A 15,633-nucleotide genomic window follows, 5' to 3' on the forward strand; every position below is an offset into this window, starting at 1 on the left:
GAACGCGCCAACGGCCCGCCCCACCCCTTACGATGCACTGTGCCTTCCTCATCCGACCGGAGGTCGTCCTCACCTCCCCTGTCCCGGCGCGCCGTGCTCGCCGGGAGCGCGGCGATGGCGGCGCTCTCCGGCTGTACGGCCGGCACCCCCGAGCCTGCCGCCCCGAAGGCGCCCGACCCTGAGCATCTCCTGCTGCGCGAGCTGATCGCCGGCAAGGAGCGCACGATCGATCTCTACACCGTCCTGGTGAAGGCCGGCGAGACGAAGCTGGCGCCGTTCCTGGCCCGGCACGAGGAGCACCTGGCCGAGCTGCGCCGGCGGCTGCCCGCCGAGCCGGCGCCCGCCGTCTCGGCCACCCCTTCGGCGCCGCCGTCGCCGTCGAAGAAACCGGCCAGGGTGTCGCTGAGCAGGCTGCGCGAGGCCGAGCGGAAGGCGGCCGCCACGCGCGCCCGCCAGCTCGGCGCCGCCTCCCCCGCCCTGGCCCAGCTGATCGCCAGCATCGGCGCCTGCGAGGCGCTGCACGCGCAGGCGCTGCCGAGGTCGCTGTGAGCGCCGCCGGATCCCCCGGATGCCCCGCCCCCGGCACGGCGCGGCGCATGCGGGTTCCGCAGGCGAGGCGCACGGGGCCTCTTCAGGCGAGGCACACGGAGGCTCTTCGGGCGAGGCACACGGAGGCTCTTCAGGCGGTGCTCATGGGGACGGCAGGCGAGGCCGGAGGGAGTCCGCGGTGACAGACGTGCAGGCCGTGAACAAGGCGCTGGCCGCCGAGCACGCGGCCGTCTACGCCTATGGCCTGATGGGCGCGCGCACGACGGGCGACCTGCGTGACAAGGTGACGGCCGCCTTCGACGCCCACCGGGCCAGGCGCGACCAGTTGCGCGCGCTCGTCTCGGCCGCGGGTGGCAAGCCCGCCGAGCCGGAGGCGGCCTACACGCTGACCTCCGTGCCCGGCTCCGCGGCGGCGGCCGTCCGGCTGGCCGTCCAGGTGGAGGCGGGGATCACGGCGGCCTACCTGGAGCTGGCCGCCGCGAGCGAGCCGGCGACGCGCCGCCTGGCGGCGCTGGCCATGCAGGAGTCGGCCGTCAGGTCGTACGGCTTCCGCCCCGCGGTCAGCACGGCCTTCCCCGGCATGCCCCCGCGCGCCGGGGCGCCGCCGGCGACCCCGGCGCCGACGCCGAGCCGCTGACACCCCGCTCGCCCCGGGCGGGCGCGTGAACCCTCTCGCCCTCGGGACAGGTTGGAAACGATCGTCATGGGTAGCCGGGGCGGGTCACATTCCCCCCGATGGAGGCATTCATGGGCTGGAGCTTCAAGAAGTCCATCAACATAGGCCCGTTCCGACTCAACCTGTCCCGTGGCGGGGTCGGCCACAGCTGGGGCGCCAGGGCCTTCCGCGTGACGAGGACCGCCGACGGGCGGCGGACGTTGTCGGTGAATCTGCCGGGCGGCTTCCACTGGCGCAAGACCCTGGGGCGCAGCGGTCACCGCTGACCTGGGAACTCTGCCGTGGTGCCGGTCGTTTTCCCGGCACCACGGACTTTTCCCCTAGGAGGATCGATGGGCTGGCACTACCGCAAGTCGATCAAGGTGGGACCGTTCAGGATCCACCTGTCTCGGCACGGGGTCGGGCACAGCTTCGGCAACCACAGGTTCCACGTGAGCACCACCCCTGACGGCCGCCGCCACCTCACGCTCCGGCTGCCGGGCGGCTTCCACCTCAGCAAGTCCCTCGGCGGTCGCCGGCACCGCCACTACCGCTACTAGCGCGGCAGGCGGGCCAGGAAGTCGCGGGAGAGGGCGATGATCTCCGTCAGGTTCGTCTCCAGCGCCCAGTGCCCGCCTTCCAGCAGGTGCAACTCGGCGTCGGGCAGGTCGCGCAGGTAGGCGCGGGCCGCACCCTCCGGCATGTAGCCGTCCTGCGGCCCCCAGACGATCAGCGTCGGGGGCCGGTGCTCCCCGAGATAGGCCTGGTAGCGGGGGAACCATTCGAGGTTCTCCTTCAGCCCCTCCATGAGCCCCACGGCGATCTCGCGCCGCGTGGGCGTGTCCATCAGCGGCCACGACAGCCGCCACAGGTCGGGGCTGATCCGCTCGACCAGGTGGTCGGCCACCTCGCCGACGAACTCGTCCATGAACCCCTCCTGGCTGACCGCCTGGCTGAGGCGGGCGCGGCCGGCGGGGGTGGGGCTGGCCCAGTGGTCCTGGAGCGGCTTGTACTTGGGGCCGAACTCGTCCTCGTAGATGTCGCCGTTCTGGATGATCAGACCGGTGACGCGCTCGGGCGCCGTCATGGCCAGCCGCAGGCCGATCTGCGAGCCGTAGTCGTGCAGGTAGAGGGCGTAGCGCCGGAGGTCCAGGAGGGTGGCGAACCGGTCGAGGAAGGTCGCGTAGCCGTCGAAGGTGTACGGGAAGTCCGCGGGCGTGGCGCTGTAGCCGAAGCCGGGATAGTCGGGCGCGACCAGCCGCCACCGGTCGGCCAGCGCGGGCATGAAGTGCCGGTACTGGAACGAGGACGACGGGTAGCCGTGCGGGAGGAGCACGACAGGGGCGTCCTCGGGGCCGTCCTCCCGGTAGAAGGTCCGCACCCCGTCCACGTCGATGTGTCGATGCTTCACGGGGACACAGCTGCCCGTGAGGTGGTGATGTAACGGCGGACGCCGAACCCGCGCCAGGGCGGGCGAGCCGGACAGACGGCCACCGGCGAGCCGGGCGGGCGAACGGCGGGACGCCGAACCCGCGCCGGGGCGGGCGAGCCGGACAGGCGGCCGCCCGCCGTACCGTCAGGGGCGGCTCAGCCGCGGCAGGCGGCGAGCACGCGCTCGGCGGCCTCGGCCAGCGGGATCTCCTCCTTGGTCCCCGACGCGCGGTCGCGCAGCTCGACGACGCCCTGGGACAGGCCGCGGCCGATGACCAGGATGGTGGGCAGGCCGAGCAGTTCGGCGTCCTTGAACTTGACGCCGGGCGAGACCGAGGGCCGGTCGTCGACCAGGACGCGCAGCCCCCGCGACTCGAGCTCCTCGGCGAGCTGGACGGCCACCTCGACCTGGTTCTCCTTGCCCGTGCCGACGATGTGGACGTCGGCGGGTGCCACCTCGCGCGGCCAGACCAGGCCGAGCTCGTCGTACTTCTGCTCGGCGATCACGGCCACGGCGCGCGAGACGCCGATGCCGTAGGAGCCCATCGTGATCCTGATCGGCTTGCCGTCGGGGCCGAGGGCGTCGAGCCCGGCGGCGTCGGCGTACTTGCGGCCCAGCTGGAAGATGTGGCCGATCTCGATGCCGCGGTCGATGGACAGCTCGTTGCCGCAGCGGGGGCAGGCGTCGCCCGCGCGGACCTCGGCGGCCTCGATGGTGCCGTCGGGGAAGAAGTCACGGCCGGCCACGACGTTGGCGGCGTGCCTGCCCTGCTCGTTGGCGCCGGTCACCCAGGAGGTGCCAGTGACCACGCGCGGGTCGACGAGGTAGCGGATGCCGAGGTCCTTGAGCACCTGCGGGCCGATGTAGCCGCGCACCAGGCCGGGGTGCCTGGCGAAGTCGTCGGCCTCGAAGATGGCGGGCTCGCCGGGGGCCAGGGCGGCCTCCAGGCGCTTGAAGTCGACCTCGCGGTCGCCGGGCACGCCGATGATCAGCGTCTCGGCCTTGTCAGAGCCGGGGGTGGTGACCTTGACGACGACGTTCTTGAGGGTGTCGGCCGCGGTGATGCCGAGGCCGTGCTCGGCGTTGACGAACGACACCAGCGTCTCGATGGTCGGGGTGTCGGGGGTGTCGAGCACCTGCAGCGCGGGCTGTCCCTCGAGCGGCCTGACGGCGGGCGCGGGCGTGACGACGGCCTCGGCGTTGGCCGCGTAGCCGCAGTGGTGGCAGTTGACGAAGGTGTCCTCGCCGGTGGGCGTGGGCGCCAGGAACTCCTCCGACGCCGAGCCGCCCATCGCGCCCGAGGTGGCGAAGCAGATCTTGTAGTCGATGCCGAGGCGGTCGAAGGTGCGGATGTAGGTCTCGCGGTGCTGCTCGTAGGAGCGCTTGAGGCCGTCGTCGTCGAGGTCGAAGGAGTAGGAGTCCTTCATGAGGAACTCGCGACCGCGCAGGATGCCCGCCCTGGGCCTGGCCTCGTCGCGGTACTTCGTCTGGATCTGGTAGAGCGTGACGGGGTAGTCCTTGTAGGAGGAGTACTCGCCCTTCACCATGTCGGTGAACAGCTCCTCGTGGGTGGGGCCGAGCAGGTAGTCGCCGCCCTTGCGGTCCTTGAGGCGGAAGAGCGTGTCGCCGTACTCGGTCCAGCGGCCCGTCGACTCGTAGAACTCGCGGGGCAGCAGGGCGGGGAAGAGCACCTCCTGGCCGCCCATGCGGTTCATCTCCTCGCGGACGACGCGGGTGACGTTCTCCAGGACGATCTTGCCCAGCGGGAGCCAGGAGTAGATCCCGGGCGCCACGCGGCGGACGTAGCCGGCACGGACGAGGAGCTTGTGGCTCGGGACCTCCGCGTCTGCCGGGTCGTCCCGCAGGGTGCGAAGCAACAACGACGACATGCGCAGCAACACGGCTACTCCTCGTTAGGGACTGGAGGTGAAGACCTACAGGCTACCGACTTTCCCCCGCTACAGGGCCAGGAGCGCGCCCGCCAAGGCTCCCGTGACCACGCAGGCGACCACGGCGGCGCGCAGCCTGCCGGCCGTGGTGCGCCGGAGCGCGATGAGGCTGAGGAGGGCGAGGCCGGCGAGGCCGAGGGCGGGAGCGGGCCAGAAGCCGGCGTGCCAGTCGAGCCCGCCGGGGGTGGCGCGGTCGATGATGTCGCCCAGCAGCAGGCCCGAGATGATGCCGGTGGCCAGGTCGCCCCACAGGTCGCGCCTGCGGGTGACGTAGGCGAGCAGGCCGAGCACCACCAGGTGGGCGACCAGGATGTTGAGCCCCACGGCGGTGTCGCCGATGGCGTCGAAGCCCAGGTCGCCGCGCAGCGCGCTGCCTCCCATGGCCGCCACCAGGGTGGTGACGACGGCGAGGAAGGTGGCCAGCAGGGCCCACCCGAACCCGCTCGCGGTCGCGCCCACCAGGATGGGCAGCGCGAAGTAGACGTAGGGGTCGTAGATCCCCGGGTCGATGGGCGCGACGAGCGCGCCGATGAAGCCGACCACCACTCCCCCGAGGAAGGCGGCCAGCACGTGGCGCTGAATGGCACGCTGTCGCCGATCATATTCGGCGAAATCAGCGTAATCAAGAGCAAACTTCTCCATAGTGCACTAATCAGACTATGCGGACTTACAGCCAAAGTAAATTTCGGTCAACCGGAGGTCACTGGCATAACAAGCAATTGCTTGGTTAGCATCGGCTCTCGTGAGCCTTTCCGAGCTGCGGGCGACCGTCCGGTCCTTTCTCGCCGCCCATCCGCACGCGCCGTGGGCGCGTTTCGCGGGCGAACTCGGGACAGCGGGGCTCGCCGTCCCCGAGGCGTACGGCGGAGCGGGATGCGGCATCCGCGAGCTGGCCGTCGTGGCCGAGGAGATCGGCAGAGCGCTGTCGCCGCACCCCTTCCTCCAGACGGCCGTCATGGCCGCCGCCGCCACCGACGATCCGGCGCTGCTCGGGGCGATCGCGGAGGGGACGCGCACGGCCACCGTCGTGCTGCCGGGCGAGCACTCCTGCGTCCTTGAGAGCGAGCGGCTCACCGGCCGGGCGCCCTACGTGCTCGACGCCGAGACCGTGCTCGTCTACGTGGGCGGACGGCTGGTCGAGGCAGAGCCGTCGGAGCGCGTGCCGTACGCGACGATGGACGAGAGCCGCCCGCTCACCGCGCTGTCCTTCGACCACGTCCCTGTACGGCGGGCCGGCGACGGCGCGACCTGGGAGCGGGTCCGCGACCTGGGGGTGGTCGCGCTGGCCGCCGAGCAGGTGGGCGGAGCGAGCAGGTGCCTGGAGGAGGCCACCGCCTACGCCAAGCTGCGCCACCAGTTCGGCCGCCCCATCGGCTCCTTCCAGGCGATCAAGCACCGGCTGGCCGACCTGCTGCTGGTGGTGGAGTCGGCGCGGTCGGCGGCGTGGGCGGCGGCGCGGGAGCCGACGAGGGAGAACGCGGCGATCGCGGGCTCCTACTGTTCGGAGGCCTACCTGAAGGCGGCCGGCGACGGCATCCAGATCCACGGCGGGATCGGCATCACGTGGGAGCACGCGGCCCACCGCTACTTCAAGCGCGCCACCTCCGACGCGCAGCTGTTCGGCCCGCCCCACGCGCACCGGGCGCGCCTGGAGATCGGCTAGCCGCCGAGCAGTTCCTCCCACGGCCGCCTGGCGTTGCCGCTGCGGGTGGTGTCGAGCGCCTCGGCCAGCCGCCAGAACTGCGGCCGTGCACCGGCCCTCGACTTGCCGAGCGGATCGACGGCGCGCAGCTCGAAGCGCACCCCCATCACCTCGAGCACGGCAGAGGAACGGGTGCCGGTACCGGCCGGGCCGACCAGGTCTCCGGCGCGGCCGTACGCACCCACGTCCTCGGCCACGTCCTCACCCACATGCTCGGCCAGGAGCGCGGCGACCTCGCCGGCGTAGGGGCCGTCGCGCCAGGAGATGTGCCAGCTGTGGTCGGCGCCGCGCCACCAGGTGAGGTCGCGGCACGACTCGATGAACTCCGCCTCGCTCGCCAGCGCCGCCATCACCCTGCCGAACGCCTCGAACCTGCGGGCCTCGACGAAGGCCGGCTCGTCGGGAGCCTCTCGGGCGCGACGCGCTCTCATCTCCGGGTGGGTGCCGTCCTTCGACCGCCTCAGCCCCTGCTTTCGCCGCTTCTCCGCGCTCACGGACACTCACTCTGATCTCCCCGCGCCCTTCCCGCAAGTCCGGGTCGACTGCTACGCTCAACCAAGCGAGCGCTTGGTTATCAAACGGGAGGCGTGGATGCGGATCAGCCTGGGATACGAGCTGGAGGTCCGCGGGCGGACCCGCGAGGTCGAACAGCAGGCGTTCGAGAACGTGATCGAGCAGGTCGTCCTGGGTGACCGCCTGGGCTTCGACACCGCGTGGTTCGTCGAGCACCACTTCACCCGCGGCTTCTCCCACTCCTCGGCGCCCGACCTGGTCCTGGCGGCGATCTCCCAGCGCACCACCCGCATCCATCTGGGGCTCGGCGTGGTGCTGCTGCCGTTCCAGTCGCCGATCAGGACGGCCGAGCGCGTGGCCACCCTCGACGTGCTGAGCGGCGGCAGGGTGGAGTTCGGCACCGGACGCGGGGCCTCGCCGCTGGAGTACCAGGCCTTCCAGCGGCCGTTCGAGAAGTCGCGCCAGATCTGGGAGGACAGCCTGGCCGCGACGCTGGACATCTGGCGGGCCGACGGCGAGCCGATCAGCAGGTCGAACGAGTTCTTCGAGATCCCCGACGTGGCGGTCTACCCGCGCCCCGCCCAGGTGCCGCACCCGCCGGTGTGGGTGGCGTCCACCTCGCTCGACGGCTATCTGGCCGCGGCCAGGCACGGCTACAACCTGCTCGGCATGACCATGCTCAAGGGCGTCGACGACGTGGCCGCCGACATCGCCCGCTACAAGGAGTGCCTGGCCGACAACGGCTTCGACCCCGCCACGCGGCGCGTCGCGCTGATGATCCCGTGGTACGTCGGCACCGCGCGCGACGAGGCCGCCGACGCGGTCCTGTGGTACATCCGCCGGCAGGTCAACCTGGTCACCCCGCCCGACTACTACGACGCCCGGCACGCCACCCACCGCGTGCTCGGCCAGCTGGCGGCCGGGATGCCACCCGAGGAGGCCATGGCGACGCTGCGCGAGCACCTGATGGTCGTGGTCGACGACGTGGAGGGCTCACGCAAGGCCGTGGCCCGCATCGCCGAGGCGGGCGCGACCGACCTGATCCTGCAGTGCCAGGTGGGCGGGCTGGCCCATGAGCTGGTCTGCGACTCGATGAACGCCTTCATGACCGAGGTGATGCAGTGACCCGGTGGCTGACCCGCGACGACCTGGCGCCGCGGAGCGCCACAGGGCTGCTCCACCTCGCGCCCGACGCCTCCTTCGCCTTCCCGCTGCGGCCCGAGCTGACCGCGCAGGCGCTCAGGGCGGCGGGCGTGGGAGAGCGCGACAGGGTGGTGGTGGCGCTGGCCGAGCCCGCGGGCGGGCTGTGGGCCGCGGCCGCCGCCGGCGTGGCCGAGGCCGCCGCCTCGGTGGGGCCGCGTGGCAGGATGCGGCTGCACCACGCGCTGCAGGCGCTCGGGGCCACGGCGCTGGTGGCCACCCCCACGGGCGCGATGGACTTCCTGGCCAGGCTGCACCTGGAGTTCCTGCTGGACCCGCTCGACCTGGGCCTGCGGACCATCGTCCTGACCGGCGAGATCGCCGGCCGCCGGACGCTCGGCCACCTGGCCGCCGAGTTCGCCGCCGAGGTGAGCGAGGTCTACTCCAGCCCCTTCTCCGGCGGCGCGCTGGCCTGGCGGGCCGGCGAGGCCGAGCCGCTGGTCCCGCTCGCCGACGGCGTGCTGGCGTTCGGCGCGCTGGACAAGGACGCCACGGTGACCGACGGCCGTGCCGAACTGATCGTCCCGTACGGCGAGACCGCGGTCCGCACCGGGCACGTCACCGTCGAGGGACGGCTCGCCCACACCGTCGGCGACCACGTGCTGGTGCGCGGCGTCTGGGTCTCGCTGCCGCGCGTCGAGAAGGCGCTGTCGAAGGTCGACGGGGTGTCGGGCTGGGAGCTGGCCGTCAGCAGGCAGGGCACGCTCGACTCCGCCACGCTCACCGTGACCTTCGCGCGGCAGAGCCTCGTCGCCAACCCGATGTGGCGCTCCCGCATCCAGCAGGCCCTGGCGGCCCTCACCCCCGTCTCCATCGCCGTCGAGGTCTCGCCCGAGGCGGTGGAGACCGCGACGCCCGGGATCCTCACCGACCACCGCGGCCACCACCTCGGCAGGGACCGCGCCCTCGTGTAGCAGGACTCGTGTAGCAGGACTCGTGTAGCAGGACTCGTGTAGGAGCACGTCATGCAGTGGGAAACCATCCCCCGGATGCTGCGCGAGCGGGCGAGGGAGCGTCCCGACGCGCCCGTCACCCTCGAGTTCGGCATGGCCGCGCTGCGCGAGCGCGCCCGGACGGTGGCCCGCGCGCTCATCGCCCAGGGCGTGCGGGCAGGCGACAGGGTGGCCGTCTGGGGGCCGAACGACCTGTCGTGGGCGGTCCACGCCTTCGGCGTGTGGGACGCCGGCGCGGTCCTCGTGCCGATCTCGGCCCGTGCGAAACGGCTGGAGGCGGCCGAGCTGGCCCGAAGGACCGGGGTGTCGATGCTGATCGGCGAGGACCGTCTGCCCGGCGTACGGCCCTTCGAGGGTGTCCGGGACGCGCTGGCGAGTGTGGCGGAGGCGGAGGCCAGGGCGCTGGCCGTCCGGGGGGACGACCTGTGCGAGATCATGTCCACGTCGGGCACGACGGGAACCCCCAAGGGCGTCATGCTCGACCACGCCCAGGTCCTGCGCGGCTACTGGGACTGGTCGGAGATCGTCACGCTGCGCGAAGGCGACCGCTACCCGGTGATCGCCCCCTTCGCCCACGGCTTCGGTCTCAACGCGGGGCTGCTGGCGTGCGTGATGCGCGGGGCGACGATGATGCCCGTCGCGGCCTTCAGCCCCGACGCCCTGACGACGCTCGTCGAGAGTGGCGGGATCACCATCCTGGCGGGGCCGCCGACGCTCTTCGCCCGCCTCCTGGAGGAGCTCGACCGGCGGCCGCGCGACGTGTCGTCGCTGCGGGTGGCCATCTGCGGGGCGGCGGCCGTGCCCGCCTCGCTCGTCACCCGGCTGGTCGAGCGCGTCGGCCTCGAACGCATGATCAACGCCTACGGCCTCATGGAGGGCACCGTCGTCTCGATGACCAGGCACGACGACCCCGTCGAGGTGATCGCGGGCTCGGCGGGACGGCCGGTGCCCGGCATCGAGGTGAAGATCGTGGACGCCATGGGCAAGGAGGTGCCGCAGGGCGAGCGCGGCGAGATCCTGCAGCGGGGCTACGGCGTGATGCGCGGCTACTGGGGCGAGCCCGACAAGACCGCCGAGGTGATCGACGCCGGCGGATGGCTGCACACCGGCGACATCGGGGTGCTCGACGCGGCGGGCAACCTGACGATCGTGGACAGGAAGAAGGAGCTCTACATCGTCAACGGGTTCAACGTCTCGCCCGCGGAGGTCGAGTCGCTGCTGCTGCACGAGGGGTCGCTGGCCCAGGCCGCGGTGATCGGCGTGCCGGACGACAGGTCGGGCGAGGCGGGGTGGGCCTACGTGGTGCCGAGGGCGGGCGCCGAGGTGAGCGAGGAGCGGTTACGCGCGTGGGCCAAGGCCAACATGGCCGACTACAAGGTGCCCCGCCGCGTGTTCGTCCTCGACGAGCTGCCGGTGAACGCCACCGGCAAGCTGGACAAGATCGCCCTGCGTGAGGCGGCACGGGGCGGGTAGGAATCTCGTGCGCCTTTTCGTCAGGAGTCGCCATGTTGCGCCTGCTGGCCGGGGAGGCCGCGCGCAGGTTCGGGGGGCGTGTGGCGGTCGACTCCGGCATCTCCCGACTGTCCTTCTCCGATCTCGACCGCCTCTCCGACCAGGTGGCCGCGGGCCTGGCCCACCGCGGGACACGCATCGGCGACGTGGTCGCCCTCGTGCTGCCCGACGGTCCCGAGTACGTCGTCTGTTACGTGGCCGCCGTCAAGATCGGCGCGGTCGCCGCGGGCGTCGACCCGCACCATCCCCTGAGGGTGCGCCTGCTCGCCCGGCTCGATCCGCTGATCGTCGTCACCGTTCCCGGCCTGCTGCCGGCCCTGCCGGGGCTCGACGTCGTGACGCTGGCCGGCACCGGGTTCGGCGGGCTGGCCAGGAACGAGGCGCCGCCGCCCCCGCTGCCGCCCGACCCCAGGCGCCCCGTCGTGATCACCCACACCTCGGGCAGGACCGGCCCGCCCAAGGCGGCGGTCTTCGGGGAGCGACAACTGGAGGCGATCAGAGCCCACGGGGCGGGTGCCCGCTGGGGCCAGGGCGACTCCCGCCTGCTGTGGCACCCGATGGGCCACATGGCCTTCGCCACCCGGCTGCCGGCGTTCCTGCAGACCGGCAGGACGACGCACGTGCTGCCGCGATGGGACCCCGAGGCGGCGCTGCGCCTGGTGTGCGAGCGGCGGCTGCGGGTGCTGCACGGCACGCCCGAGCAGCTGGCCGCCATCCTGGAGGTGCCGGGCGAGCCGCCCTCGCTCGACCTGGTCCTGTCCAGCGGGGGACCCGCCGAGCCCGAGCTGATCAGGCGGTTGCGGACGCGCTTCGGCGTGCCCGTCTGCAACCGCTACCTGTGCACGGAGGCGGGGCTCGGGCTCGGCACCCGCCCCGACGACCCGCCGCAGGACGCCGAGCTGACCGTCGGCAGGCCGCGCCCCGGCGTGGACGTGTCCGTCCGCGACCCCGCGGGTCACCCGCTTCCCGCCGGGGAGAAGGGCGAGGTGCTGCTGCGGTCGCAGGCGGTCATGAGCGGGTACGTCGGAGACGGGGACGCGAGGGTGTTCGCCAAGGACGGGTTCGTCAGGACGGGCGATACGGGATTCCTGGACGAGCTTGGCCGCCTGCGTCTGGTCGGTACACAATCACGAACATAGCGTCGCCACCGAGGAGGCAGCGTGTCGTTGCGCGTGGCAGTCGTCGGATCGGGCCCCGCCGGCATCTACACGGCTGAGGCGCTGGTGAAGCAGTCGAGGGAACCGGTCGAGGTCGACGTGCTCGAGCGGCTGCCCACGCCGTACGGGTTGGTGAGATACGGCGTCGCGCCCGACCACACCTCGATCAAGTCGATCGCCAACTACCTCAGGCGGGTCCTCGAGGACCCGCGTATCCGGTTTCTCGGCGGGCTGACGCTCGGCGCCGAGGTCTCCGTCGAGGACCTGCTGGCCTGCTACGACGCCGTCGTCTACTGCACGGGCGCGATGGTCGACAGGAAGATGGGCATCCCGGGCGAGCACCTGCGCGGCAGCGTCGCCGCCACCGACTTCGTGAACTGGTACTGCGGCCACCCCGACGTCTCGCCCGACATGTTCGAGCTCGACAGCCCCGAGGTCGCCGTGATCGGCGTGGGCAACGTGGCCGTGGACGTGGTGCGTGTCCTGGCCAAGACGGCCGACGAGCTCAGCGGTACCGACGTGCCCGACGAGGTGCTGGCCCGGCTGGCCGACAGCCAGGTCAAGGCGATCCACATGATCGGACGGCGCGGGCCCGAGCACGCCAAGTTCACCCTGAAGGAGCTGCGGGAGCTGGGCGAGGTCGGCAACGCCGACGTGTGCGTGCGGCCGGACGAGGCGGTGGTGCTGGGCGCCGACTTCCCTCGCCAGATCAGGGGCAACATCGAGGTGCTGCGGTCGTGGTCGGAGCGCCCGCCGGTGGGCCGCCCGCGCAGGCTGGACGTGCGCTTCTGGCTGCGTCCCGTGGAGATCCTGGGCACCAGCCGGGTGGAGGGCCTGCGCCTGGAGCGGACGCGCCTGTCCGAGGAGGGCAGGGTGGTGGGCACGGGCGAGTTCGAGACGCTGCCGGTCGGGATGGTGCTGCGCTCGGTCGGCTACCAGAGCGTGCCGCTGCCGGGCGTGCCGTTCTCCACCGAGACGATGACCGTGCCGAACGTCGCCGGCCGGGTGCACGAGCGCGAGTACGTGGCGGGCTGGCTCAAGCGCGGGCCGACCGGCGTCATCGGCACCAACAAGTCCGACGCCGCCGAGACCGTCCGTACGCTGCTGGCCGACGCCCCGTCGGGCGCGGTCGCCCGCATCGACGACCTGCTGGCCGAGCGCGGTGTCAGGCCCGTCACCTACGAGGACTGGCTGGCCATCGAGGCGGCCGAGGTCGCCCTCGCCAGGACGCTCGGCAGGGGCGAGCGGGTCAAGCTGGTCGGCCTGGAGGCGATGCTGGCCGCCTGCGGCCGGTCGGCCCCCGTACCGCCGTGACCATGACGCTCGGCGCTCGGTAGCGTGTGACGATGCGCATCACCGTCGCCGGTTTCGCGGACGTCCACCGGGTCCAGCAGGCCCGCTATCCCGCGCCGAAGCCGGGCTGGCAGCCCGTGCACACGGTCTACGTCCCCGCCGACCTGTTCTCCTCCTCGACACCCGCCTCGTGGGGCGGCCAGGCGCTCGACCTGATGAAGGACCACCTGCCCGACGCCGCCGCCATGGCCGAGGTGTTCGAGCTGCCCCCGGCGCTGGCGGCCGACGTGCACGCGCGGGTGGCCGCCAAGCTGGCCGCCGAGCCCGTCGAGGACCTGCGCATCGACTTCGAGGACGGCTACGGCGTGCGGCCGGGGGCCGAGGACGGCGACGCGGTCGCGGCCGCGGCGGCGCTGGCCCACCTGCACGCCGAGGGCGGCCTGCCGCGCCGGTGGGGGCTGCGGGTCAAGTCGTTCGCCGACGGCGACCCCGACCGCTCGATCCGCACGCTGGAGCTGTTCCTCGCCGAGCTGCTCGACCGGGCCGGCGAGCTGCCGCCCGGCTTCACGGTCACCTTCCCCAAGGTGCTGATGGAGGAGTACCTGCGGCAGTTCGCGCAGGTGCTGGGCGCCCTGGAGAACGAGCTCGGCCTCGCCGCCCCCCTGCGGTTCGAGATCCAGGTGGAGGCCCCGCAGACGGTGCTGTTCCTGCGCTCCGACCTGGCCGAGTCGCTCGGCGGACGGCTCGCGGCGGCCCACTTCGGCGTCTTCGACTACACCGCCGCGCTCGGTCTGCCGCCGCACGAGCAGCGCCTGGACCATCCCGCCTGCGACCACGCCCGCCACGTCATGCAGACCGCGTTCGCGGGGACGGGGGTCGAGCTGTCGGACGGCTCGCTGGCCGCCTCGCCCGCCTCGGCCGCGACGGCGGACGTGCACGCGCTGTGGCGCAGGCACGCGGCCCTGGTCAGGCACTCGCTGGCGCACGGCTACTACCAGGGGTGGGACATGCACCCCTCGCACCTGGTGTCCCGGTTCGCCACCGTCCATGCCTTCCACCTGGCGCACTACGACGCGTACGCCGCCCGGGTGCGGGCCTGGGAGGAGCGCAGCGCGGCGGGCGGCGGCGTGATGGACGAGCCGGCCACGATCAAGACCCTGGTCGCCGCCCTGCACCGGGCGGACTCGGCGCTCGGCTGACCGGCGCCACCGTCAGCGGTCCCTGTCGATTCAGCGGTCCCTGTCGATTCAGAGGTCCCTGTCGATTCAGAGGTCCCTGTCGATTCAGCGGGTCCTGTGGGTTCAGAGGTCCCTGTCGATGTGGGAGCGCCACTGGGCGACGCGGCGGGCCTCGACGGGGGCGGTCCACGAGGGGCGCACCGCGCTGCCCACGTGGAAGGCGCGCACGCCGTAGTCGAGCAGCGTGGGGATGTGGGGCAGCTTGAGCCCGCCGCCGGCGAGGATCAGGCCGGCGTCGCCGGCCTCCGCGCGCGCCTTGAGCACGGGCAGCCCCTCGGCGACGCCTGCGGGCACGCCTGAGGTCAGCACGGTCGCCAGGTTCGGCAGCAGCCGTACGGCCCGCCAGGCGGCCTGCACGTCGGCGGCGTGGTCGACGGCCCGGTGGAAGGTCCACGGCAGCGGTGAGACCGCGTGGATGAGCGCCTCGGTCGCCTCCAGGTCCACGGCGCCCTTGGCGGTCAGGAAGCCGAAGACGAACCCGGCCGCGCCCGCTTCGGCCAGTTCCTTCACCTTGGGGACGAGCTTGTCGAGCGACTCGGAGGTGAAGTTCGGGTCGGTGCGCAGCATGACCATCTGGGGCAGCGAGCACGCTCTGGCGATCGCCGCGACCGTCTCCGTCGCGGGGGTGAGACCGTCGGCCGCCATGTCGGCGACGACTTCGACACGGTCGGCGCCACCTTCTTCCGCGGCCACGGCGTCGCGCGCGTCGAGCGCGATCACCTCGAGCAAGGATCCGGTCATGAAAGAGAGGTTATCGCCTAATCTGCCCTCCTCTTGGCACAGAGGAGGGCAGCGGTCATATCTGACAAACCACGTCAGGCATCGACAAGATCCAAGGTCCGGAACAGGTCGTCGGCGACGCTGGTGCGCATGCCGGCGGGACGCTGGAACAGCGCGCCCGATGCCCGGTGCGGCAGGTCCACCGTGCGGAGGTGGCGGAAGCCGCGCCGCCGGTAGTACTGCTGGAGCCGCGGGTTGCCCTTCGCGCAGTCGAGCCTCAGCCAGTGGCGCCCCGACGCCGCGACGGCGCTTCCCGCCCAGTCGAGGAGCGCGTCGCCGAGACCCGTTCCCGCGGCGGCGCGGGAGACGGCGAGCTTGTGGACGTAGAGGGCCGAGCCGGGATCGTCGGCCGGGGCCCAGAACTCCTCGTCCGCGTGACCGTCGAGGGCGATGGTCGCGACGGTTTCCCCGAAGTGGCCTTCTAGCAGGTAGAGGACCTCTTCCTCGATCAGCGGCACGATCCGCTCGGGGCCGAAGCCGCCGCGCGGCCACTGCCGTACGCCCTGCGCGTGGAGCCACTCGGCGGTGTCGGCGAGGAGGGAGAGGACGCCGGGAAGGTCGTCGGGTACGGCACGCCGGAGGGTCAGCGGGGGAAGCAGGGTGTTGGAGTGCATGTTTCTGCCCTTCGTTCCGATGGGTGACGGAGTGAACACGGAGCGTGTTCGCCCGGTGGCGCACGGCTTTCATGGCGATATTTCAG

The 15,633-nt window shown here is 72.4% G+C and carries 17 protein-coding genes; 11 read left to right on the plus strand and 6 right to left on the minus strand.

Features of this window, described 5'->3' with window-relative positions; translation table 11 throughout:
* Positions 1-114 precede the first annotated feature (114 nt).
* The 4 genes from ABZX22_RS07435 (at position 115) to ABZX22_RS07450 (ending at position 1,764) form a co-directional block, all read left to right on the plus strand.
* The gene (locus ABZX22_RS07435) at positions 115-549 is read left to right on the plus strand and encodes a hypothetical protein (protein ID WP_354906742.1); all 435 of its coding nucleotides are present in this window, start codon (positions 115-117) and stop codon (positions 547-549) included.
* Positions 550-727: 178 nt separating this feature from the next.
* Positions 728-1,186, plus strand: a complete 459-nt coding sequence (locus ABZX22_RS07440) for a ferritin-like domain-containing protein (RefSeq protein WP_354906743.1) — start codon at positions 728-730, stop codon at positions 1,184-1,186.
* A gap of 98 nt (positions 1,187-1,284) precedes the next feature.
* Positions 1,285-1,491 (plus strand): DUF4236 domain-containing protein, encoded by a 207-nt coding sequence (locus ABZX22_RS07445; RefSeq protein ID WP_354906744.1) that lies wholly within the window; start codon positions 1,285-1,287, stop codon positions 1,489-1,491.
* Positions 1,492-1,557: 66 nt separating this feature from the next.
* Positions 1,558-1,764 (plus strand): DUF4236 domain-containing protein, encoded by a 207-nt coding sequence (locus ABZX22_RS07450; RefSeq protein WP_354906745.1) that lies wholly within the window; start codon positions 1,558-1,560, stop codon positions 1,762-1,764.
* Here ABZX22_RS07450 and ABZX22_RS07455 read toward each other — a convergent pair.
* The 3 genes from ABZX22_RS07455 to ABZX22_RS07465 all read right to left on the minus strand — a co-directional run bounded on the left by ABZX22_RS07455 (position 1,761) and on the right by ABZX22_RS07465 (position 5,155).
* Positions 1,761-2,615, minus strand: coding sequence for an alpha/beta hydrolase (locus ABZX22_RS07455; RefSeq protein ID WP_354906746.1), 855 nt, complete (start codon positions 2,613-2,615; stop codon positions 1,761-1,763). The genes ABZX22_RS07450 and ABZX22_RS07455 overlap by 4 nt on opposite strands.
* A gap of 176 nt (positions 2,616-2,791) precedes the next feature.
* Entirely contained in the window at positions 2,792-4,537 is a 1,746-nt protein-coding gene (locus tag ABZX22_RS07460) for a proline--tRNA ligase (RefSeq protein WP_354906747.1), read from the minus strand.
* A 57-nt stretch (positions 4,538-4,594) separates the two neighbouring features.
* Positions 4,595-5,155, minus strand: coding sequence for a hypothetical protein (locus ABZX22_RS07465; RefSeq protein ID WP_354906748.1), 561 nt, complete (start codon positions 5,153-5,155; stop codon positions 4,595-4,597).
* Between the two features lie 172 nt (positions 5,156-5,327).
* Here ABZX22_RS07465 and ABZX22_RS07470 point away from each other — a divergent pair, with 172 nt between their 5' ends.
* The gene (locus ABZX22_RS07470) at positions 5,328-6,248 is read left to right on the plus strand and encodes an acyl-CoA dehydrogenase family protein (protein ID WP_354906749.1); all 921 of its coding nucleotides are present in this window, start codon (positions 5,328-5,330) and stop codon (positions 6,246-6,248) included.
* Here the strand turns inward: ABZX22_RS07470 and ABZX22_RS07475 are convergent.
* The gene (locus tag ABZX22_RS07475; RefSeq protein ID WP_354906750.1) at positions 6,245-6,718 is read right to left on the minus strand and encodes a hypothetical protein; all 474 of its coding nucleotides are present in this window, start codon (positions 6,716-6,718) and stop codon (positions 6,245-6,247) included. The genes ABZX22_RS07470 and ABZX22_RS07475 overlap by 4 nt on opposite strands.
* Positions 6,719-6,878: 160 nt before the next feature.
* On the opposite strand from ABZX22_RS07475, the gene ABZX22_RS07480 reads away from it, so the two are divergent.
* Genes ABZX22_RS07480 through ABZX22_RS07505 form a run of 6 tightly spaced genes read left to right on the plus strand, consistent with a single transcriptional unit; the run spans position 6,879 to position 14,114 of the window.
* A complete protein-coding gene (locus ABZX22_RS07480; protein ID WP_354906751.1) occupies positions 6,879-7,925 on the plus strand; it encodes an LLM class flavin-dependent oxidoreductase in 1,047 nt (348 codons plus the stop codon).
* Positions 7,922-8,914, plus strand: a complete 993-nt coding sequence (locus ABZX22_RS07485) for a hypothetical protein (protein ID WP_354906752.1) — start codon at positions 7,922-7,924, stop codon at positions 8,912-8,914. The genes ABZX22_RS07480 and ABZX22_RS07485 overlap by 4 nt, the downstream gene beginning before the upstream one ends.
* Positions 8,915-8,965: 51 nt before the next feature.
* Positions 8,966-10,426, plus strand: a complete 1,461-nt coding sequence (locus ABZX22_RS07490) for an AMP-binding protein (RefSeq protein WP_354906753.1) — start codon at positions 8,966-8,968, stop codon at positions 10,424-10,426.
* Positions 10,427-10,458: 32 nt separating this feature from the next.
* The gene (locus ABZX22_RS07495) at positions 10,459-11,604 is read left to right on the plus strand and encodes a long-chain fatty acid--CoA ligase (protein ID WP_354906754.1); all 1,146 of its coding nucleotides are present in this window, start codon (positions 10,459-10,461) and stop codon (positions 11,602-11,604) included.
* Positions 11,605-11,625: 21 nt separating this feature from the next.
* Positions 11,626-12,936 (plus strand): FAD-dependent oxidoreductase, encoded by a 1,311-nt coding sequence (locus ABZX22_RS07500; RefSeq protein ID WP_354906755.1) that lies wholly within the window; start codon positions 11,626-11,628, stop codon positions 12,934-12,936.
* Between the two features lie 32 nt (positions 12,937-12,968).
* Entirely contained in the window at positions 12,969-14,114 is a 1,146-nt protein-coding gene (locus ABZX22_RS07505; RefSeq protein ID WP_354906756.1) for an aldolase, read from the plus strand.
* Positions 14,115-14,216: 102 nt separating this feature from the next.
* Here the strand turns inward: ABZX22_RS07505 and ABZX22_RS07510 are convergent, their stop codons facing one another.
* Together ABZX22_RS07510 and ABZX22_RS07515 are read right to left on the minus strand one after the other, a co-directional pair.
* The gene (locus ABZX22_RS07510; protein ID WP_354906757.1) at positions 14,217-14,894 is read right to left on the minus strand and encodes a copper homeostasis protein CutC; all 678 of its coding nucleotides are present in this window, start codon (positions 14,892-14,894) and stop codon (positions 14,217-14,219) included.
* A gap of 74 nt (positions 14,895-14,968) precedes the next feature.
* Entirely contained in the window at positions 14,969-15,547 is a 579-nt protein-coding gene (locus ABZX22_RS07515; protein ID WP_354906758.1) for a GNAT family N-acetyltransferase, read from the minus strand.
* Positions 15,548-15,633 lie beyond the last annotated feature (86 nt).

Source organism: Nonomuraea sp. NPDC003804, from assembly GCF_040610675.1.
In the GTDB taxonomy this organism is placed as follows: domain Bacteria; phylum Actinomycetota; class Actinomycetes; order Streptosporangiales; family Streptosporangiaceae; genus Nonomuraea.